General features: G+C 70.6%; 15 protein-coding genes. 10 read left to right on the forward strand and 5 right to left on the reverse strand.

The genetic code is table 11. The features are described from left to right. Positions 1–158 precede the first annotated feature (158 nt). The 3 genes from KUM49_RS06060 (at position 159) to KUM49_RS06070 (ending at position 1,837) form a co-directional block, all read left to right on the forward strand. Entirely contained in the window at positions 159–800 is a 642-nt protein-coding gene (locus tag KUM49_RS06060) for a uridine kinase (protein WP_217235652.1), read from the forward strand. A gap of 80 nt (positions 801–880) precedes the next feature. Then, entirely contained in the window at positions 881–1,294 is a 414-nt protein-coding gene (locus KUM49_RS06065) for a PPOX class F420-dependent oxidoreductase (RefSeq protein WP_217235653.1), read from the forward strand. Between the two features lie 111 nt (positions 1,295–1,405). Continuing rightward, a complete protein-coding gene (locus KUM49_RS06070) occupies positions 1,406–1,837 on the forward strand; it encodes a CBS domain-containing protein (RefSeq protein ID WP_217235655.1) in 432 nt (143 codons plus the stop codon). Positions 1,838–1,864: 27 nt separating this feature from the next. Here KUM49_RS06070 and KUM49_RS06075 read toward each other — a convergent pair whose 3' ends face one another. Further along, on the reverse strand, positions 1,865–2,992 hold the full coding sequence (locus KUM49_RS06075) for a magnesium and cobalt transport protein CorA (RefSeq protein WP_217235656.1): 1,128 nt from the start codon (positions 2,990–2,992) through the stop codon (positions 1,865–1,867). A gap of 259 nt (positions 2,993–3,251) precedes the next feature. Here KUM49_RS06075 and KUM49_RS06080 point away from each other — a divergent pair, with 259 nt between their 5' ends. After that, entirely contained in the window at positions 3,252–4,046 is a 795-nt protein-coding gene (locus tag KUM49_RS06080; RefSeq protein WP_217235657.1) for a methyltransferase domain-containing protein, read from the forward strand. Positions 4,047–4,137: 91 nt separating this feature from the next. Here the strand turns inward: KUM49_RS06080 and KUM49_RS06085 are convergent, their stop codons facing one another. Both KUM49_RS06085 and KUM49_RS06090 read right to left on the reverse strand, forming a co-directional pair. Beyond that, a complete protein-coding gene (locus KUM49_RS06085; RefSeq protein ID WP_254400821.1) occupies positions 4,138–5,025 on the reverse strand; it encodes a carbohydrate kinase family protein in 888 nt (295 codons plus the stop codon). 77 nt (positions 5,026–5,102) lie between these two features. After that, on the reverse strand, positions 5,103–6,011 hold the full coding sequence (locus KUM49_RS06090; protein WP_217235659.1) for a pseudouridine-5'-phosphate glycosidase: 909 nt from the start codon (positions 6,009–6,011) through the stop codon (positions 5,103–5,105). A gap of 99 nt (positions 6,012–6,110) precedes the next feature. On the opposite strand from KUM49_RS06090, the gene KUM49_RS06095 reads away from it, so the two are divergent. Then, positions 6,111–6,539 (forward strand): VOC family protein, encoded by a 429-nt coding sequence (locus tag KUM49_RS06095; protein WP_217235660.1) that lies wholly within the window; start codon positions 6,111–6,113, stop codon positions 6,537–6,539. A 140-nt stretch (positions 6,540–6,679) separates the two neighbouring features. Here KUM49_RS06095 and KUM49_RS06100 read toward each other — a convergent pair whose 3' ends face one another. Continuing rightward, complete coding sequence (locus tag KUM49_RS06100; RefSeq protein WP_217235661.1) at positions 6,680–7,234, reverse strand: methylated-DNA--[protein]-cysteine S-methyltransferase; 555 nt, start codon at positions 7,232–7,234, stop codon at positions 6,680–6,682. Between the two features lie 91 nt (positions 7,235–7,325). Then, on the reverse strand, positions 7,326–8,192 hold the full coding sequence (locus tag KUM49_RS06105; RefSeq protein WP_217235662.1) for a glycerophosphodiester phosphodiesterase family protein: 867 nt from the start codon (positions 8,190–8,192) through the stop codon (positions 7,326–7,328). Between the two features lie 280 nt (positions 8,193–8,472). Between KUM49_RS06105 and KUM49_RS06110 the strand changes: the two genes are divergently transcribed. The 5 genes from KUM49_RS06110 to KUM49_RS06130 all read left to right on the forward strand — a co-directional run bounded on the left by KUM49_RS06110 (position 8,473) and on the right by KUM49_RS06130 (position 15,988). After that, on the forward strand, positions 8,473–9,339 hold the full coding sequence (locus tag KUM49_RS06110; protein WP_217235663.1) for an MHYT domain-containing protein: 867 nt from the start codon (positions 8,473–8,475) through the stop codon (positions 9,337–9,339). Between the two features lie 40 nt (positions 9,340–9,379). Then, positions 9,380–11,518 carry an excinuclease ABC subunit UvrB gene (gene uvrB / locus KUM49_RS06115; RefSeq protein WP_217235664.1) on the forward strand — a complete coding sequence of 713 codons (2,139 nt, stop codon included), beginning with the start codon at positions 9,380–9,382 and terminating at the stop codon, positions 11,516–11,518. Positions 11,519–11,780: 262 nt separating this feature from the next. After that, entirely contained in the window at positions 11,781–12,347 is a 567-nt protein-coding gene (locus KUM49_RS06120; protein WP_217235867.1) for a TerD family protein, read from the forward strand. 49 nt (positions 12,348–12,396) lie between these two features. Continuing rightward, a complete protein-coding gene (locus KUM49_RS06125) occupies positions 12,397–14,754 on the forward strand; it encodes a TerD family protein (RefSeq protein WP_217235665.1) in 2,358 nt (785 codons plus the stop codon). 226 nt (positions 14,755–14,980) lie between these two features. After that, positions 14,981–15,988, forward strand: a complete 1,008-nt coding sequence (locus tag KUM49_RS06130) for a TerC family protein (RefSeq protein ID WP_217235666.1) — start codon at positions 14,981–14,983, stop codon at positions 15,986–15,988. Positions 15,989–16,076: the final 88 nt, after the last annotated feature.

Genomic DNA, 16,076 nt, shown 5'->3' on the forward strand with positions numbered 1-16,076 from the left:
GGAACTACGCCCTCCGTGCCCGACTCCGCCTCGCCCGCGCCCGCATCCTCAGGACAAACCACCGACACCGGCGTCCGATGACCGCCCGTCCGCCCGTCCGGCCCGAGCAGGTTCGCGATCACCCCGACGGCGACCAGCCGCCGCGGGCCTGACGCATCATGGGCCGTGTGCGACTCGAAGCGATCACCTGGGACCGGCTCGGCGACCTCCTGGCCGAGCGACTGCTCGACCTGAAGCCGGCCGACGGCAGCCCCTGGCCGCGCGTCGCGTTCGACGGCGCCCCGGGCGCCCGCCCGGGCGACCTCGCCGACCGCGTCTGCGAGGCCCTGCGCGTACGCGGCCGCCCCTCGCTGGTCGTCGGCACCCACGGTTTTCTGCGCCCCGCCTCGCTCCGCCTGGAGTACGGCCACCAGGACGTGGAGGCCTACTACGACGGCTGGTTCGACACCGGTGCCCTCTGGCGCGAGGTCTTCGGCCCCGTCGAACCCGGCGGCGACGGCCGTGTCCTGCCCGATCTGTGGGACCCCGCCACCGACCGCGCCACCCGCAGCTCCTATGTCCAACTCCCGCCAGGCGGCTTCCTCTTGCTGCACGGCCCCCTCCTGCTGCGCCACTGGTTCCCCTTCGACCTGACCGTCCACGTCCTCCTCTCGTCCGGCGCCCTGCGCCGCCGCACTCCCGAGGCCGAGCACTGGACCCTCCCCGCCTTCGAGCGCTACGAGGAGGAGAGCGACCCGGCCGGCACGGCCGACGTCCTGGTGCGCGCCGACGACCCACGGCACCCGGCGTGGAGGGGCTGATCCGAGCCGGCGTCCACGTGATGTCGACCTGATCCGGCACACCGCTTTTACATGCGCGTGCATGCAACTACGCTGACCCCATGACGACCTCCTCGAACGGTCCCGCCTACTTCGACGACTCCGTCCGCGCCCTCCTCGACGGCAAGAACTTCGCCGCCGTCGCCACCCTGGGCCCCGACGGCGCCCCGCAGAACTCGGTGGTCTGGATAAAACGCGAGGGAGACACCGTGCTCTTCTCCTCCACCGACGGACGCCAGAAGGTGCGCAACCTCCGCCGCGACCCCCGCATCAGCATCTCGGTGTTCGACCTCGCCAACCCCTACACCTCGGTCGAGATCCGCGGCACCGCCGAGATCCTCCCGGACGAGGGCAAGCGGCTCCCGTACGACCTCTCGCACAAGTACCTCGGCATCGACCCGCCCGCCGAGGAGGACGACGAGGTCCGGGTGATCCTCCGCGTCGTCCCGCGGAAGATCGTCAGCTTCTCGGCCTGAGCACGAGGTCCGGGGTGCGGGCGCCTGGCCACGCCGCGAGAATGTAGGGCGCCGGGACTTGCGGTGCTCTCCCTCGCGCCGCGCCGGCCGCCCGGCACCGGGAGGTACTTCATGACCACCGCCGGAGACATCATGCACCGTGGGGCCCAGTGGATCCCCGCCCACGAAACCCTGGACCGCGCCGCCCAGCTGATGCGCGAGCTGAACGTCGGAGCACTGCCCATCAGCGACGAGAACGAACGGCTCTGCGGCATCCTCACGGACCGTGACATCGTCGTTGGCTGTGTCGCCCTGGGCCACGACCCGGCCAGGGTCACCGCGGGCGAGATGGCCCACGGAACCCCACGCTGGATCGACGCGGACGCCGATGTCAGCGAGGTGCTCCACGAGATGCAGGAGCACCAGATCCGCCGGCTCCCCGTCATCGAGAACAAGCGCCTGGTCGGCATGATCAGCGAGGCCGACCTGGCCCGGAACCTGGCGGAGGACCAGATCGCGACCTGGGCCGAGAGCGTGTACGCCAGGACCTCCGGCCGTCACTGACCCCGTGCCGGGCGGCGGCCCCGGTCGTCAGAGCCAGCCGTTGCGCCGGAAGCCGCGGTACAGCGTCAGACATGCGACGGATATCACGCCGAGCACCATGCCGTAGCCGTACCGCCAGTGCAGCTCCGGCATGTGCTCGAAGTTCATGCCGTACACCCCGCAGACCATCGTCGGTACGGCGACGATCGCGGCCCACGCCGTGATCTTCCGCATGTCCTCGTTCTGCGCGACCGTCACCTGCGCGAGGTGCGCCTGCAGAATCGAGTTGAGCAGTTCGTCGAACGCGGCGATCTGCTCCTTGGCTCGCAGCAGATGGTCGGAGACGTCGCGGAAGTAGGCCTGTATCTCCGGATCGACCAACCGGATCGGCCGGGTGGCGAGCTCCTCGAGCGGGCGGCCGAGAGGGACCACGGCCCGCTTCAGCTCCAGGAGTTCACGCTTGAGCTGGTAGATGCGTCCCGCGTCGACACGCGCGCCGTTCTCCGCGAAGACGGCCATCTCGACCAGGTCGATGTCCGCCTGCACGGCATCGGTGACGTGCAGATAGTCGTCGACCACGTGGTCCGCGAGCGCGTGCAGCACCGCGGCCGGCCCCTTGGCGAGTTGCTGGGGCGCGGCCTCCAGCTCCTCGCGCAGCGGGCCCAGTGATCCGTGCCGTCCGTGTCGTACCGTGATCACGAAGTCGCGGCCGACGAACACCATGATCTCGCCGGTGTTGACCACCTCGCTGGTCGCCGTGAGTTCCTCGTGTTCCACGTAGCAGACCGTCTTGAACACCGCGAACAGTGTCTCGTCGTAGCGCTCCAGCTTCGGGCGCTGGTGGGCCTCGACCGCGTCCTCGACCGCCAGCGGATGCAGGTCGAAGAGCTCCGCGATCCCCGCGAACTCGTCGTCCGTCGGTTCGTGCAGACCGAGCCAGACGAAGCCGTCGCGGTTCTTGCGCACCCGTTCCACGGCGTCCACCAGGTCGACGCAGTCCGGCATCCGGACGCCGTCCCGGTACGTCACGCAGTTCACCACCGAGGAGCCCAGCGGGGACCGGGCCGGGTGGCTCAGGTCGACGCGCGGGCGCCGCCGAGCCAGCCGTGCCACCTTGCGGAGGCCGCCGACCCTGCCGAGGCTCGTGACCTTCCGCAGATTCCCTGCCATGGACATCTGGATCTCCTTGCGTGGATCTCCCTCGCGCCGTGTTTCCGCGCCCTGGCGTGCCAGTTTGCCAGCTCGGGGTGTGGACCGGGTAAGCCTGTGGGAACACGAGGTTCCGCTTGGTTCCCGGCTGTGGACGACGGATCCGGCTGTGGGCGACTTCTCCGGCCGTGGTCACGGCGGACCCGGCCGGCCTGGCGTCCGCCATCTCGCCGTGGGAGCCGCGTCGACGACTCCGAACAAGCCGGACAACTGGGATGATCGCGGCATGACGCGAACCGACGGGTATCTCCTCGACAACCGGCAGAGCGAGGCGGCGGAGCGTTTCGACGCCTTCGCCACTCTCTTCGACCCCACGACCTTCCGGCACCTCGAAGCGCTCGGCATCGGATCGGGCTGGCGGTGCTGGGAGGTCGGCGCCGGCGGCACCTCCGTGGTGTCCTGGCTGGCCAAGAAGGTCGGCCCGACCGGACGGGTCGTCGCGACCGACATCGAGACCTCCCGCCTCGCCGCGGCCGCCCGGCCGCCGGTCGAAGTACGCGTCCACGACGTGGGTGCGCAGGAGCCGCCGGGGGAGGGATTCGACCTGGTCCACGCCCGCCTCGTCCTCGTCCACGTACCGGACCGCGAAAGGGCGTTGCGGTCCATGGTCAAGGCCCTGCGGTCCGGCGGACGGATCCTGGTCGAGGACGCCGACCCCGCCCTGCAGCCCCTGCTCTGCCTCGACGAGCAGGGCCCCGAGCAGCAATTGGCGAACCGGCTGCGGCAGGGCTTCCGTCAACTGCTCGCCGACCGGGGCGCCGACCTCGCCTACGGCCGCAGGCTGCCGCGCCTGCTCCGCGATGCCGGCCTGCGCCGGGTGGAGGCCGACGCGTACTTCCCGGTGACCTCGCCCGCCTGCGCCGCGCTGGAATCCGCCACGATCCGCCAGATCCGCGACCAGCTCGTCGCCGCGGACATCGCCACGGACCAGGACATCGACCGGCACCTCACCAACGTGGCCTCCGGCAGCATGGACCTCGCCACGGCACCGATGATCTCGGCGTGGGGACGCAAAGCGTAGAGACACGGCCGGAATCGACGCCGGCAGCCCACGGCGGCGGCCCAAACCGGAGCGGCGTGGCGGCCGTACGTGTCCGAGCCGCCCGCTTCCGTCAGGCGTCCACCGGCGGCCGGCCCCCCACCCGCTCGACGGCCACGGCACCCGCCCGGCACCCCTCCGCCGCCGCGGCTTCCGGCCCGGCGCCCATGAGGAGGGCGGCGAGGAAGGCACCCGTGAAGGCGTCGCCGGCTCCGGTGGTGTCCCGGACCGTCGCCGGGACCGCGGGGACGTGGGCGACCACCGTGCCGGAGCGGGCCACCAGCGCACCCTCCGCGCCCTGCTTGGCGACGACCAGCGGGACGTGACGGCTCAGCTTGGCCGCCGCGTCCGCCGCCTCGGGCAGTCCCGTGAGCAGGCATGCCTCGTCGCGGCTGGGCAGCAGAACGTCGACGCCCTCGACGAGCGTCACAAAGCGGTCGACCCCCAGCTCCACGAGGAAACCGGCCGACGCCGGATCCAGGCTCACCGGCACCCCACGCGTGCGTGCCGCCGCCAGCGCGACCGCCACCAGCGCGCGGCTCTGCTCGGAGAACAGCAGGTAGCCCGACAGATGCAGCCGCGCGACCCCGTCGAGCAGCGCGTCCGACCAGTCCTCGGGCGCGAGCCGCAGCGACGCCCCGCTGTCCGTGAGGAACGTCCGCTCAGCGGCGTTCTCCGCGTCGACGAGACAGATCACCGTCCCGGTCGCCGCCTCGGGGTCGACGACCAGCCGGGGCCGTACACCGCACGCGACCAGCTCCCGCTCGTGCCAGGCGGCCGAGTCCGCGCCCACGCGCCCGAGCAGCCGCACCTCGGCACCGCCGCGGTGAGCGGCCCAGCAGGCCACGTTGGCGCCCGCGCCGCCCGGCACCGTCCGGATCGTCGCGGCCGTGTCGGTGCCCGCCGCGAGGGGGCCTCGGTGCCGGGCCACGACGTCTGTGATGACGTCCCCCACGACCAGGAGGGCGCCGTCCGGGGATCCTCCGCCGAGCTGGTGATCCGGCGCGGCGGCCCCACCGCGCCCAGGTCGCCGCGCCGTCACGCTCCGGCCCAGGCCGCCGCGATCCGCGCGGCCAGCCGTACGTTGCCGCGCACCGCCGCGAGATTCGCGGTCAGCGAGGCACCGTCGGTGTGCCGCACCAGGTAGTTCAGCAGGAACGGCGTGACTCCCTGCCCCGTGACCCCCTCCTCCTCGCACGCGTGCAGCGCGTCCGCGAGCACGCGCGCGTGCAGCTCGGGATCCAGCTGCTCCGCCTCGGGTACCGGGTTGGCGACGATCAGCGCCGACTCGGGTCCGGCGACCGCGTCCTGCGCCCGCATGACGTCCGCCACCTGCCCGGGGCTGTCCAGCGTCCACTCCACGGGATGACCCGAGTCCGACAGGTAGAAGCCGGGGAACCGGTCCGTGCCGTACCCGGCCACCGCCACGCCCAGCGTCTCCAGCCGCTGCAGGGTTGCCGGAACGTCCAGGATCGACTTCACGCCCGCGCACACGACGGTGATCCGCGTCCGGGCCAGCAGGCCGAGGTCGGCCGACTCGTCCTGGGTCACCGTCCACTCCCGGTGCACCCCGCCGAGCCCACCCGTGGCGAACACCCGTACGCCCGCCAGGGCCGCCAGCAGCGCGGTCGCCGACACCGTGGTCGCCCCGCTCGCCCCGGAGGCCACCGCGAGCGGCAGGTCGCGGTGGCCCAGCTTACGGATGCCGTCCTCGTTCGCGACCCGCTCCAACTGCTGCTTGTCCAGGCCGACATGAGGCCGCCCGTCCAGCACGGCGATCGTCGCGGGCACGGCACCCTCGTGCCGTACGACGTCCTCCAGCTCCAGCGCCACCTGTAGGTTGCGTGGGCGCGGCAGCCCGTGCGCGATGATCGTGGACTCGAGCGCCACCACGGGTCGACGCGCGTCGATCGCGTCACGCACTTCTTCGGACACCACCAGCACCACGTGCCTGCCTCCTGTCGGTCGGTCTTCCCTCATCTCTGGCGGGCGGCGCACCCGGTCAAACACTTGCGGTCTGTGGGGGACGACACCAGCCTGGGGTCCATGACGGACAACACCACACGTCTCGACCATGTCGTCCTCTGGGTCCACGACCCGGTGGCGGCGGCCGACTTCTACGAGAAGGCGGTCGGCCTTGAACCCCTGAGGCTCACCGAATTCACCGCGGGGACGGAACCCTTTCCCTCCGTACGGCTCAACGACGAGACCATCTTCGACCTCATGCCGCACTCCATGGCGGAGCGTATGAAGATGCTCCCCGGCGCCGCCGACAGCGCGGGCCACCCGGTCAACCACGTCTGCCTGGCGCTGCCCGGCGACGACTTCGAGGCGCTGCGCGCCCGCCTGGAAGAACGGTCGGTCCCGGTCTCGGACTTCTCCTACGACTCCTTCGGCGCCCGCGGGTCGGCCCGGCGGAGCTTCTACTTCCGTGACCCGGACGGGAACGTCTTCGAGGCGCGGCACTACAACTAGCGTGCGAGGGGAGTCACGCCCGTGTGGTGTGGCCCCCTGAGCGATGTCTCTTCGCCCACCCGGGCACGCGTCCGAGCCCGAGTCCGAGCCCGACTCTTCGATGTCCCGGCGTTCCGGCGCTCCCGCTCCTCGGGCCTCGGCTAGAACAGCGGCTCGGGCAGCACGCCCTCCAGGGCGAGCAACTTCCGCTTGGTCTCCAGGCCGCCCCCGAACCCGCCGATGCCGCCGTCGCGCTCCACGACCCGGTGACACGGCACGACGACCGGCAGCGGATTGGAGCCCATCGCCACGCCCACCGCCTGGGCCGCGCCCGGCTGACCCACTCGCCCCGCCAGATCGCCGTACCCGACCACCGTGCCGAACGGGACGCCGGATGCCAGTTCGCGCAGCACCTGCCGGTTGAAGCCCGAGATCAGCGACCAGTCCAGCGGCAGCTCGAAGTCGTGTCGCTCCCCGGCGAAGTACGCCTCCACCTGGCGTATCGCCTCGGCCAGCAGCGGGGAGTCGGGCGCTTCGACGGGCTCGCCGCCCATCCGGGACGCGAGCCGGTCCAACGCCTTGTCGCGGACCGTGTCCGTGGCGTGGAACACCACGTTGACCAGACCCTCGCGGGTCGCGGCCAGCAGCAGCGGACCGACGCCGGTGGCGACGACCGTCCACACGACCTGCTGCTCGTACTGCCCATGGCTGTTCATGCGACCCACCGTACGACCCGTCACTGACAACGCCCGGGGAAGCGCGGGGAGCCTCCGGCGAGGCCCCGCGGCGCTGCTCGGGCAGCGGCGGTCAGCCCCAGCGCAGCGCGGCGCCCACCAGGTCCGGCTTGTTGCTGATGACGCCGTCGACCCCGTACCCGGCGACCCGTCGGGCGGCGGCCGCGGAGTCGACGGTCCAGGCGAAGACCTCCAGCGGCCTGCCGTGCGGACCCGTGAAGGCGTGGACGGCCGAGACGTACCCCTTGGAGAGGGAGCCGTGCGAGGGATTGATCTGGTCGGCGAAGGTCGCGTACGCGTCCAGGTTCGCCACGGGTGGCGTACCGAGGAGCCCGGTCTTGACGCCCGGCTTCAGCTTGTGGACGGCGTGCACGCTGGCCGGGCTGAAGCTCTGCACGATCAGCCGGCTCGCGACGTGCTGCCGGTCCAGCCACCCCTCGTTGCCGAGGACCTTGAGGGTCTGGCCCTCGATGCCCGGGTACAGGTTGGGGTTCTTGATCTCCAGGAGCAGCTTCTGCTGGTGAAGCTCGACGCGGCGCACATACCGTTCGAGCGTGGGCACGCGCGCGCCCGCGTAGGCGGGGCCGAACCAGCTCCCCGCGTCGAGGCGCGCGATCTCGGCGGCGGTGAAGTCCCGCACCTTCCAGGGCGCCCGGTCGGGGAAGACCTCCTCGACGTCGGTGGTGCGCCGCAGATTGTCGTCGTGGAGGACGACGAGCCGGCCGTCCTTGGTGCGCTGGACGTCGTTCTCCACCCAGTCGATGCCCAGCGCGGCTGCCTTGTCGACGGCGGCCAGGGTGTTCTCGGGCGCATAGGCGGAGGCGCCTCTGTGGGCGACGACCGTCGGCCGCTTGCCGTCGGCCCGGACGTCGGAGGGGGGCAGGAAGGCGGCGGCTCCCAGGAGCGCGGTGGTCGTGGCGGCAACTGCGCGCGCGTGCATGCGTACTCCTCGCGTCGAGCGATCACAGACAGCTCAACTGTGACAGCAGAGAGTCAACGGGAGGGGGGCACAGAATGGACACAACTTGAATGGAGTTGTCCCAAGTCCGCGCACGGGTACCGCACAACTGAGGCAAGGGCGTGTTTCTTTGCCGGAAAATCGTTCGACCATTCCGGTGGGAGTCATACTCTCTGCGTCAACCCTGACCGCTCGGGCGGTCCTGGGAAGGGGCGAACATCAGGGAATTCCGGGACGCAAGAGGGCGGAAGGACAGCCGCGCATGCAAGGCACGGTCGACGGATTCAGCTACGGACTCGTCACACCGGTGGTGGCCTACCTCATGGCGTGCCTGGGCGGTGCCCTCGGCCTGCGCTGCACCACCAGAGCCATGGTCAGCAACTCCTGGCGCCCCGGCTGGCTGGCCCTCGGCTCGGTCGCGATCGGCTCAGGCATATGGACCATGCACTTCATCGCGATGATGGGCTTCAAGGTCGAGCAGGCGCCGATCCACTACGACAGGGCGATGACCTACGCGAGTCTGGGTGTCGCCATCGTCATGGTCGGCCTGGGGATCTTCATCGTCGGCTATCGCGGGGCGTCCGGAACGGCCCTGATGACCGGGGGTGCCATCACCGGCCTGGGCGTCGCGTCGATGCACTACCTGGGCATGGCCGGCATGCGGCTCAACGGCAAGCTGGAGTACAACACCTTCACCGTGGGCGCCTCGGTCGTCATCGCTGTCGTCGCCGCCACCACGGCCCTGTGGGCCGCCGGACAGGTGCGGGGGTTCCTGTGGAGCGTCGGCGCGAGCCTCGTCATGGGGCTCGCCGTGACCGGCATGCACTACACGGGCATGGCCGCCCTCAGGGTCCATCTGCACAGCTCCACGGCCCCCACCGGGGGCGACTCCACGGCCTCCCTGATCGCGCCCATGATGATCGGCCCGCTCGCCTTCCTGCTCCTGGCAGGCGTCGTCGTGATGTTCGATCCGCTGATCATCATGGGAAAGCCCGCCCAGCCCCCCGTCGAGAACAAGCCAGGTGTGCCAGCACGCGAGCTCGTCTCCCACCCGCCGGCCCGCCGCCCCTCCCTGCGCACCCGCCGGAACCTGGACCACGAGGACTCCCGCACCCCGCAGAACCGCTGATCCGGCCGCGTTGTCAGTGGGGGGTCGTACGGTTGATGGCATGCGGCCCGTTTCCCACATCGAACGCACGGTGGCGCCCTTCGAGGTCGTCAGTCCGTACCAGCCCAGCGGTGACCAGCCCGCGGCCATCGCCGAGCTCGCCCGGCGCATCGAGGCCGGTGAGAAGGACGTCGTCCTGCTCGGCGCGACCGGCACCGGCAAGTCCGCCACCACCGCGTGGATGATCGAGAAGCTCCAGCGCCCCACGCTCGTGATGGCGCCGAACAAGACCCTGGCCGCCCAGCTGGCGAACGAGTTCCGGGAACTCCTCCCGAACAACGCCGTCGAGTACTTCGTCTCGTACTACGACTACTACCAGCCCGAGGCCTACGTCCCCCAGTCGGACACCTACATCGAGAAGGACTCCTCGATCAACGAGGAGGTCGAGCGGCTGCGCCACTCCGCGACGAACTCGCTGCTCACCCGCCGAGACGTCGTCGTGGTCGCCTCGGTCTCCTGCATCTACGGCCTCGGTACGCCGCAGGAGTACGTGGACCGCATGGTCCCCCTCCGAGTCGGCGACGAGGTCGACCGGGACCAGCTGCTGCGCCGCTTCGTGGAGATCCAGTACACGCGTAACGACGTGGCTTTCTCCCGCGGCACCTTCCGCGTCCGCGGCGACACCATCGAGATCTTCCCGGTCTACGAGGAGCTCGCCGTCCGCATCGAGATGTTCGGCGACGAGATCGAGGCCCTGTCCACCCTGCACCCGCTCACCGGCGAGATCATCAGCGACGACCAGCAGCTGTACGTCTTCCCGGCCTCCCACTACGTCGCGGGCCCCGAGCGCCTGGAGCGGGCCGCCAACGACATCGAGAAGGAGCTGGGGGAGCGCCTGTCCGAGTTGGAGAAGCAGGGCAAGCTCCTGGAGGCCCAGCGCCTGAGGATGCGCACGACGTACGACCTCGAGATGCTCCGCCAGATCGGCTCCTGCTCCGGCGTCGAGAACTACTCGATGCACTTCGACGGCCGCCAGCCCGGCTCCCCGCCCAACACGCTGCTGGACTACTTCCCGGACGACTTCCTGCTCGTCATCGACGAGTCCCACGTCACCGTCCCGCAGATCGGCGCAATGTACGAGGGCGACGCCTCGCGCAAGCGCACCCTCGTCGACCACGGTTTCCGGCTGCCCTCCGCCCTGGACAACCGTCCCCTGAAGTGGGAGGAGTTCCAGGAGCGCACCGGGCAGACCGTCTACCTTTCGGCGACCCCCGGCAAGTACGAGCTCTCACGCGGCGACGGCGCCGTCGAACAGATCATCCGTCCCACCGGCCTGATCGACCCGGAGGTCGTCGTCAAGCCCACCGAGGGTCAGATCGACGACCTGGTGCACGAGATCCGGGAGCGTGTCGAGAAGGACGAGCGCGTCCTGGTCACGACCCTCACCAAGAAGATGTCCGAGGACCTCACCGACTACTTCCTGGAGCTCGGCATCCAGGTGCGCTATCTGCACAGCGACGTCGACACGCTGCGCCGCGTCGAATTGCTGCGCGAGCTGCGGTCCGGCGAGTTCGACGTGCTGGTCGGCATCAACCTCCTCCGCGAGGGCCTCGACCTGCCCGAGGTCTCCCTGGTGGCGATCCTCGACGCCGACAAGGAAGGCTTCCTGCGTTCCGGCACCTCCCTCATCCAGACCATCGGCCGCGCGGCACGCAACGTCTCCGGCCAGGTCCACATGTACGCCGACAAGATCACCCCGGCGATGGAGAAGGCCATCGAGGAGACCAACCGCCGCCGGGAGAAGCAGGTCGCGTACAACGCGGAGCGGGGCATCGACCCCCAGCCGCTCCGCAAGAAGATCAACGACATCGTCGCGCAGATCGCCCGCGAGGACATCGACACCGAGCAGCTGCTCGGCTCTGGCTACCGCAAGCTGAAGGAGGGCAAGGGCGCCAAAGCACCCGTGCCCGCCCTCGGTGGCAAGGCGGCCAAGGGCACCAAGGCCGCCAAGGGCAAGTCCAAGGAGACGGTGCCGACCGACCGCCCCGCGGCCGAGCTCGCCGAGCAGATCGAGGAGATGACCGAACGCATGCGTGCCGCAGCGGCAGACCTCCAGTTCGAGATCGCGGCCCGACTGCGCGACGAGGTCTCCGAGATGAAGAAGGAACTCCGCCAGATGAAGGAAGCCGGCCTGGCCTGACGGCCCGATCGTCCGATGGCCTGACGGCCTGACGGGGCGCCGGTCCTCGGAGGGAACCGGCGTTCCCGGACCTGCCCACCACCCCGGGCGTACGCGCTGTGTTGCAAGACCGACACAAAGTGTGGATCGGGGTACGGCAGTGTCAGTGGCCCTGCGTAAGGTGCTGGTCATCCGCGGATCCCGCGGCAACAGGGGACATACGAGAGGGGATCAGCGCGTGGTGGACGTATCCAAGGGCGGCGCGTCCGGTGGCGGCGTCAATCTGACCAAGGGTCAGGCCATCAGCCTGCAGAAGTCCGACGGCGGCAGCCTGACGGCGGTACGCATGGGGCTCGGCTGGCAGGCGGCTCCCCGGCGCGGCCTGTTCGGCTCGCGTACCCGTGAGGTCGACCTGGACGCCTCGGCCGTCCTGTTCGCGGACAAGCAGCCGGTCGACGTCGTCTTCTTCCGCCACCTGGTGAGCGACGACGGCTCGGTGCGCCACACCGGCGACAACCTGGTCGGCGGCGTGGGCCAGGGCGGCGACGACGAGGCGATCCTCGTCGACCTGTCACGGGTGCCGGTCCACATCGACCAGATCATCTTCACCGTGAACTCCTTCACGGGCCAGACCTTCCAGGAGGTGCAGAACGCGTTCTGCCGTCTGGTCGACGAGACGAACGGCCAGGAGCTTGCCCGCTACACGCTCGCGGGCGGCGGCGCGTACACGGCCCAGATCATGGCCAAGGTGCACCGCACGGGGCCGGGCTGGACGATGACGGCCCTCGGCACTCCGACGAACGGCCGCACCTTCCAGGACCTGATGCCGGCGATCCTGCCGCACCTGTAAAAGGCAGCGCGGCGGCGGCACACGACACACGACACAGGGGGAGAAGGCGATGGCGGCCGAGCTGGTGCGGGGACAGAACCACCCGCTCTCCCAGGCCCGTCTCGAGATCCGGGTGGCGGCCGGCACGCCGGTCGTGGTGGGCGCCACGCTCGGCGACGAGCAGGGTGTGGTGCACGGCGTCGAGTGGGTCGCCCACCCGGGCGCCCCCACCTTGCCGGGGCTCGAGGTCTCACGTCAGGCGGCCGCCGAGCACCGCCTCGCGGTCGACCTCGGCGCCGTGCCGGAGGCCGTGCACCGGGTCGACGTGCTGCTCGCCCTGCCCGCGGCGGGCGGAGCGGGGCCGGTGTGCTTCGGCGCCGTCGCCGCCCCGTTCGTCGCGGTCACCGACCTCGACGGCACCGAGATCGCCAGCTACACGATCACCGGTCTGGACGCCGAGTCGGCCGTCGTCGCCCTGGAGCTGTACCGCCGGCAGGGCGCCTGGAAGGTACGGGCCGTCGGCCAGGGGTACGCGGGCGGACTCGGCGACCTCCTGACCGACCAGGGGCTGGCCGAGGCCCACGGGCTGGCGAGCGGTATCAACGAAGCGGTGGCCCAGGGCCTGGCCCGCTCACTCCCCGCACCGCCGCGCCCCGCCGACGCCGACCGCTCCCGCCAGGCGACCGCACCGGCCCTCAGCGGCGACCAGGGCGACCCCGCTGCCCAGGGCGCCTCCGGCGCCGTACCGCCACTGCCGGTGACTCCCTACGGAACCCAGGCCTCCGGCGTCGCACAACAGCCCACGTCTCAGTCCGGCGCGCAGGCCTCCGGCGTCGCACAACAGCCCACGTCTCAGTCCGGCGCGCAGGCCTCCGGCGTCGCACAACAGCCCACGTCTCAGTCCGGCGCGCAGGTCCCCGGCGGCGCATCACAGCCCACGTCTCCGTCCGGCGCGCAGGCCCCCGGCGTCCCGCCGCAGCCCACGTCCGGGCACCGCCCGCCGGTCAGCCCGGCGCCCGGTGCACCCCAGCAGCCCGGCTCGCCCTACGGCACACCAAGCACTCCCGTGGCCGGTACACCGCAGCAACCCACCTCGCCCTACGGGCCGCAGAGCACTTCGGCGGCCGCCGCGCCGCAGCCCACGAACCCCCAGGGCAACACGCCCGCGGATTCCTCCGCCGTCGCCCAGCCGCCCGGCGCGGCCCCCGGCGGTCCGATCGACTACAGCCACCCGCGGCGGAAGAACGCGACGCCGACGCCTCCGCCGGCACCGCCCCAGGCCCAGCCGGGGCAGCCCGCGCAGCCGGTCGCGGGGGACGCCACCGGGTGGTCCATGGACGAGCGGCTCTACAACCAGGTGTGGGGCATGTTCGAGGACCTGGCCCGCACCATGGCCGCGTACCGCAGCGCCGTCGACTTCGCCGACTCGCGGATGGAGAAGGAACTCGACCAGGTGCTGTCCGACCCGCGCAGCCGGCTCGGCGGGCGGGGTGACGCCGCGCGCGAGGCGGCCCAGGCCAAGCACGCCCAGCTCGTCGACCAGGCCAGAGCGGTCCTCGACCGGGACCTCGCCCAGCTCACCGCCGAGGTCGACGTCGTCGAGCCCGCGCTGCCGCCGGCGTACGCACGCTGGGACAACCCCGTGTGGCACGGCTACCGCGTGCCGATGGAGGTACCCATGGCGGTGCGCCTGGGTGACGTGCACCTGCCCGAGGCCGCCGAGCTGCGGATACCGCTGCTGGTCCGCCTGCCGCTGGAGCGCGGCCTGTGGATCGACAGCGGACGCGCCGGGTCGCTCGACGGCTCCTTCACCGACTCCCACGACCTGCGACGCCTCGCGATGGAGACGGCGGTGGCGCACGCGGCCCGGCTGTTGGCCGTGTATCCGGCGGGCGAGTTCACCGTGCACGTCATCGACCCCGCCGGCTCGGCCGCGCAGGCGCTCGCGCCGCTGGTGCGGACAGGCGTGCTCGCCGCCCCGCCCTCCGTCGGTGCGGCAGGGGTGACGGACGTTCTGGCCCGGCTCACCGAGCGCGTCGACCTGGTTCAGATGGCGGTGCGCGCGGGCGCGGCCGACTCGCTCCCGCCCGGCCTCGACACCGCCGAGCAGCTGCTGATCGTGAACGACTTCCCGCACGCCTTCGACGACCGAGCGGTGACCCGGCTCCGCTACCTCGCGGACGAGGGCCCGGCCGTCGGCGTTCACCTGATGATGGTCGCGGACCGTGAGGAGGCCGCCGGCTACGGTCCGTTGCTCGACCCGCTGTGGCGTTCGCTGCTGCGACTGACCCCGGTGCCCGACGACCACCTCGCCGACCCGTGGGTCGGGCACGCCTGGACATACGAACCCTCGCTCGTGCCGCCCGGCAGTCAGGTGCTCCAGCAGGTGCTCACCCGTGTCGCGATGGCGCGCACCAAGTACACGTAAAGTCTCCTGACCAGCGGATTTGACCCTTCTTTTGCCAATCGCTTTACCTTTCCTTGGTGATTCGGTACGGTTGTTCCCACGGAGGGGAGTACTCCCTGTCGACTGCGGCGTACCCGTCAATACGGATCAGGCCTGATCCCGGGGCGCCGGCCCATCCTGGGTGGAAGAGACCTCCGGCAGCGCGACGACGCTGGTTACTTGCCGTTACGTAATGCCGGAGGCAGTAGTGGATGTTTCCCCAACCCTGTGGGTCCTGACGATCGTGGGCCTCGCCGCCCTCATCGCGGTCGACTTCTTCATCGGCCGCAAGCCGCACGACGTGTCCATCAAGGAAGCCGGAATCTGGACGATCGTCTGGATCGTTCTGGCCGCACTCTTCGGTCTCGGTCTGTTCGTCTTCGCCGGCGGCCAGCCGTCCGGCGAGTTCTTCGCGGGCTTCATCACCGAGAAGTCCCTGAGCGTCGACAACCTCTTCGTCTTCGTCCTGATCATGGCGAAGTTCGCGGTTCCGTCGCAGTACCAGCAGCGGGTGCTGCTGGTCGGTGTCCTCATAGCCCTGGTGCTGCGAGCGATCTTCATCGCCGCCGGTGCCGCCATCCTCGCCAGCTTCGCGTGGGTCTTCTACCTCTTCGGTGCCTTCCTGATCTGGACCGCCTGGAAGCTCATCCAGGAGGCCCGGGCCGACGAGGAGGAAGAGGAGTTCGAGGAGAACAAGCTGCTCAAGGCCGTCGAGCGTCGTTTCGGCGTGGCCGACCGGTACCACGGCACCAAGCTGTGGATCCAGGAGAACGGCAAGCGGGTCATGACCCCGATGCTGGTCGTGATGCTCGCGATCGGTTCGACGGACGTCCTGTTCGCGCTCGACTCGATCCCGGCGATCTTCGGCCTGACCCAGGACCCGTACATCGTCTTCACGGCCAACGCCTTCGCGCTGATGGGCCTGAGGCAGCTGTACTTCCTGATCGGCGGTCTGCTCAGGAGGCTGGTCCACCTCAGCTACGGCCTGTCGATCATCCTCGGCTTCATCGGCGTCAAGCTGGTCCTGCACGCGTTGCACGAGTCCGGGGTCCACGTCCCGGAGATCAGTATCCCGGTCTCCCTCGGCGTGATCTGCCTGGTCCTGATCGTCACCACGATCACCAGCCTGCGGGCGTCCAAGAAGCAGGCGGCGGTCGAGGCTGCGCAGCCGCAGGCGCAGGGCGAAGGCGCTTCGAAGGACAGCATCGAGGCCTGACCCCATCGGACGCAGTGCCCGAGTTCACGTGACGCCGACTGGCCCCGCACTCCTGGAGTGCGGGGCCAGTTCGCCTCTGCGACGATCA

The organism is Streptomyces sp. AC555_RSS877, assembly GCF_019049245.1.
Classification (GTDB): domain Bacteria; phylum Actinomycetota; class Actinomycetes; order Streptomycetales; family Streptomycetaceae; genus Streptomyces.

Excerpts from the sequence above, each read along its gene's own strand:
- KUM49_RS06060 (WP_217235652.1), top strand. The coding sequence starts at position 159 with ATGGGCCGTGTGCGACTCGAAGCGATCACCTGGGACCGGCTCGGCGAC.
- KUM49_RS06065 (WP_217235653.1), top strand. The coding sequence starts at position 881 with ATGACGACCTCCTCGAACGGTCCCGCCTACTTCGACGACTCCGTCCGC.
- KUM49_RS06070 (WP_217235655.1), top strand. The coding sequence starts at position 1,406 with ATGACCACCGCCGGAGACATCATGCACCGTGGGGCCCAGTGGATCCCC.
- KUM49_RS06075 (WP_217235656.1), bottom strand. The coding sequence starts at position 2,992 with ATGTCCATGGCAGGGAATCTGCGGAAGGTCACGAGCCTCGGCAGGGTC.
- KUM49_RS06080 (WP_217235657.1), top strand. The coding sequence starts at position 3,252 with ATGACGCGAACCGACGGGTATCTCCTCGACAACCGGCAGAGCGAGGCG.
- KUM49_RS06095 (WP_217235660.1), top strand. The coding sequence starts at position 6,111 with ATGACGGACAACACCACACGTCTCGACCATGTCGTCCTCTGGGTCCAC.
- KUM49_RS06100 (WP_217235661.1), bottom strand. The coding sequence starts at position 7,234 with ATGAACAGCCATGGGCAGTACGAGCAGCAGGTCGTGTGGACGGTCGTC.
- KUM49_RS06105 (WP_217235662.1), bottom strand. The coding sequence starts at position 8,192 with ATGCACGCGCGCGCAGTTGCCGCCACGACCACCGCGCTCCTGGGAGCC.
- KUM49_RS06110 (WP_217235663.1), top strand. The coding sequence starts at position 8,473 with ATGCAAGGCACGGTCGACGGATTCAGCTACGGACTCGTCACACCGGTG.
- uvrB (WP_217235664.1), top strand. The coding sequence starts at position 9,380 with ATGCGGCCCGTTTCCCACATCGAACGCACGGTGGCGCCCTTCGAGGTC.
- KUM49_RS06125 (WP_217235665.1), top strand. The coding sequence starts at position 12,397 with ATGGCGGCCGAGCTGGTGCGGGGACAGAACCACCCGCTCTCCCAGGCC.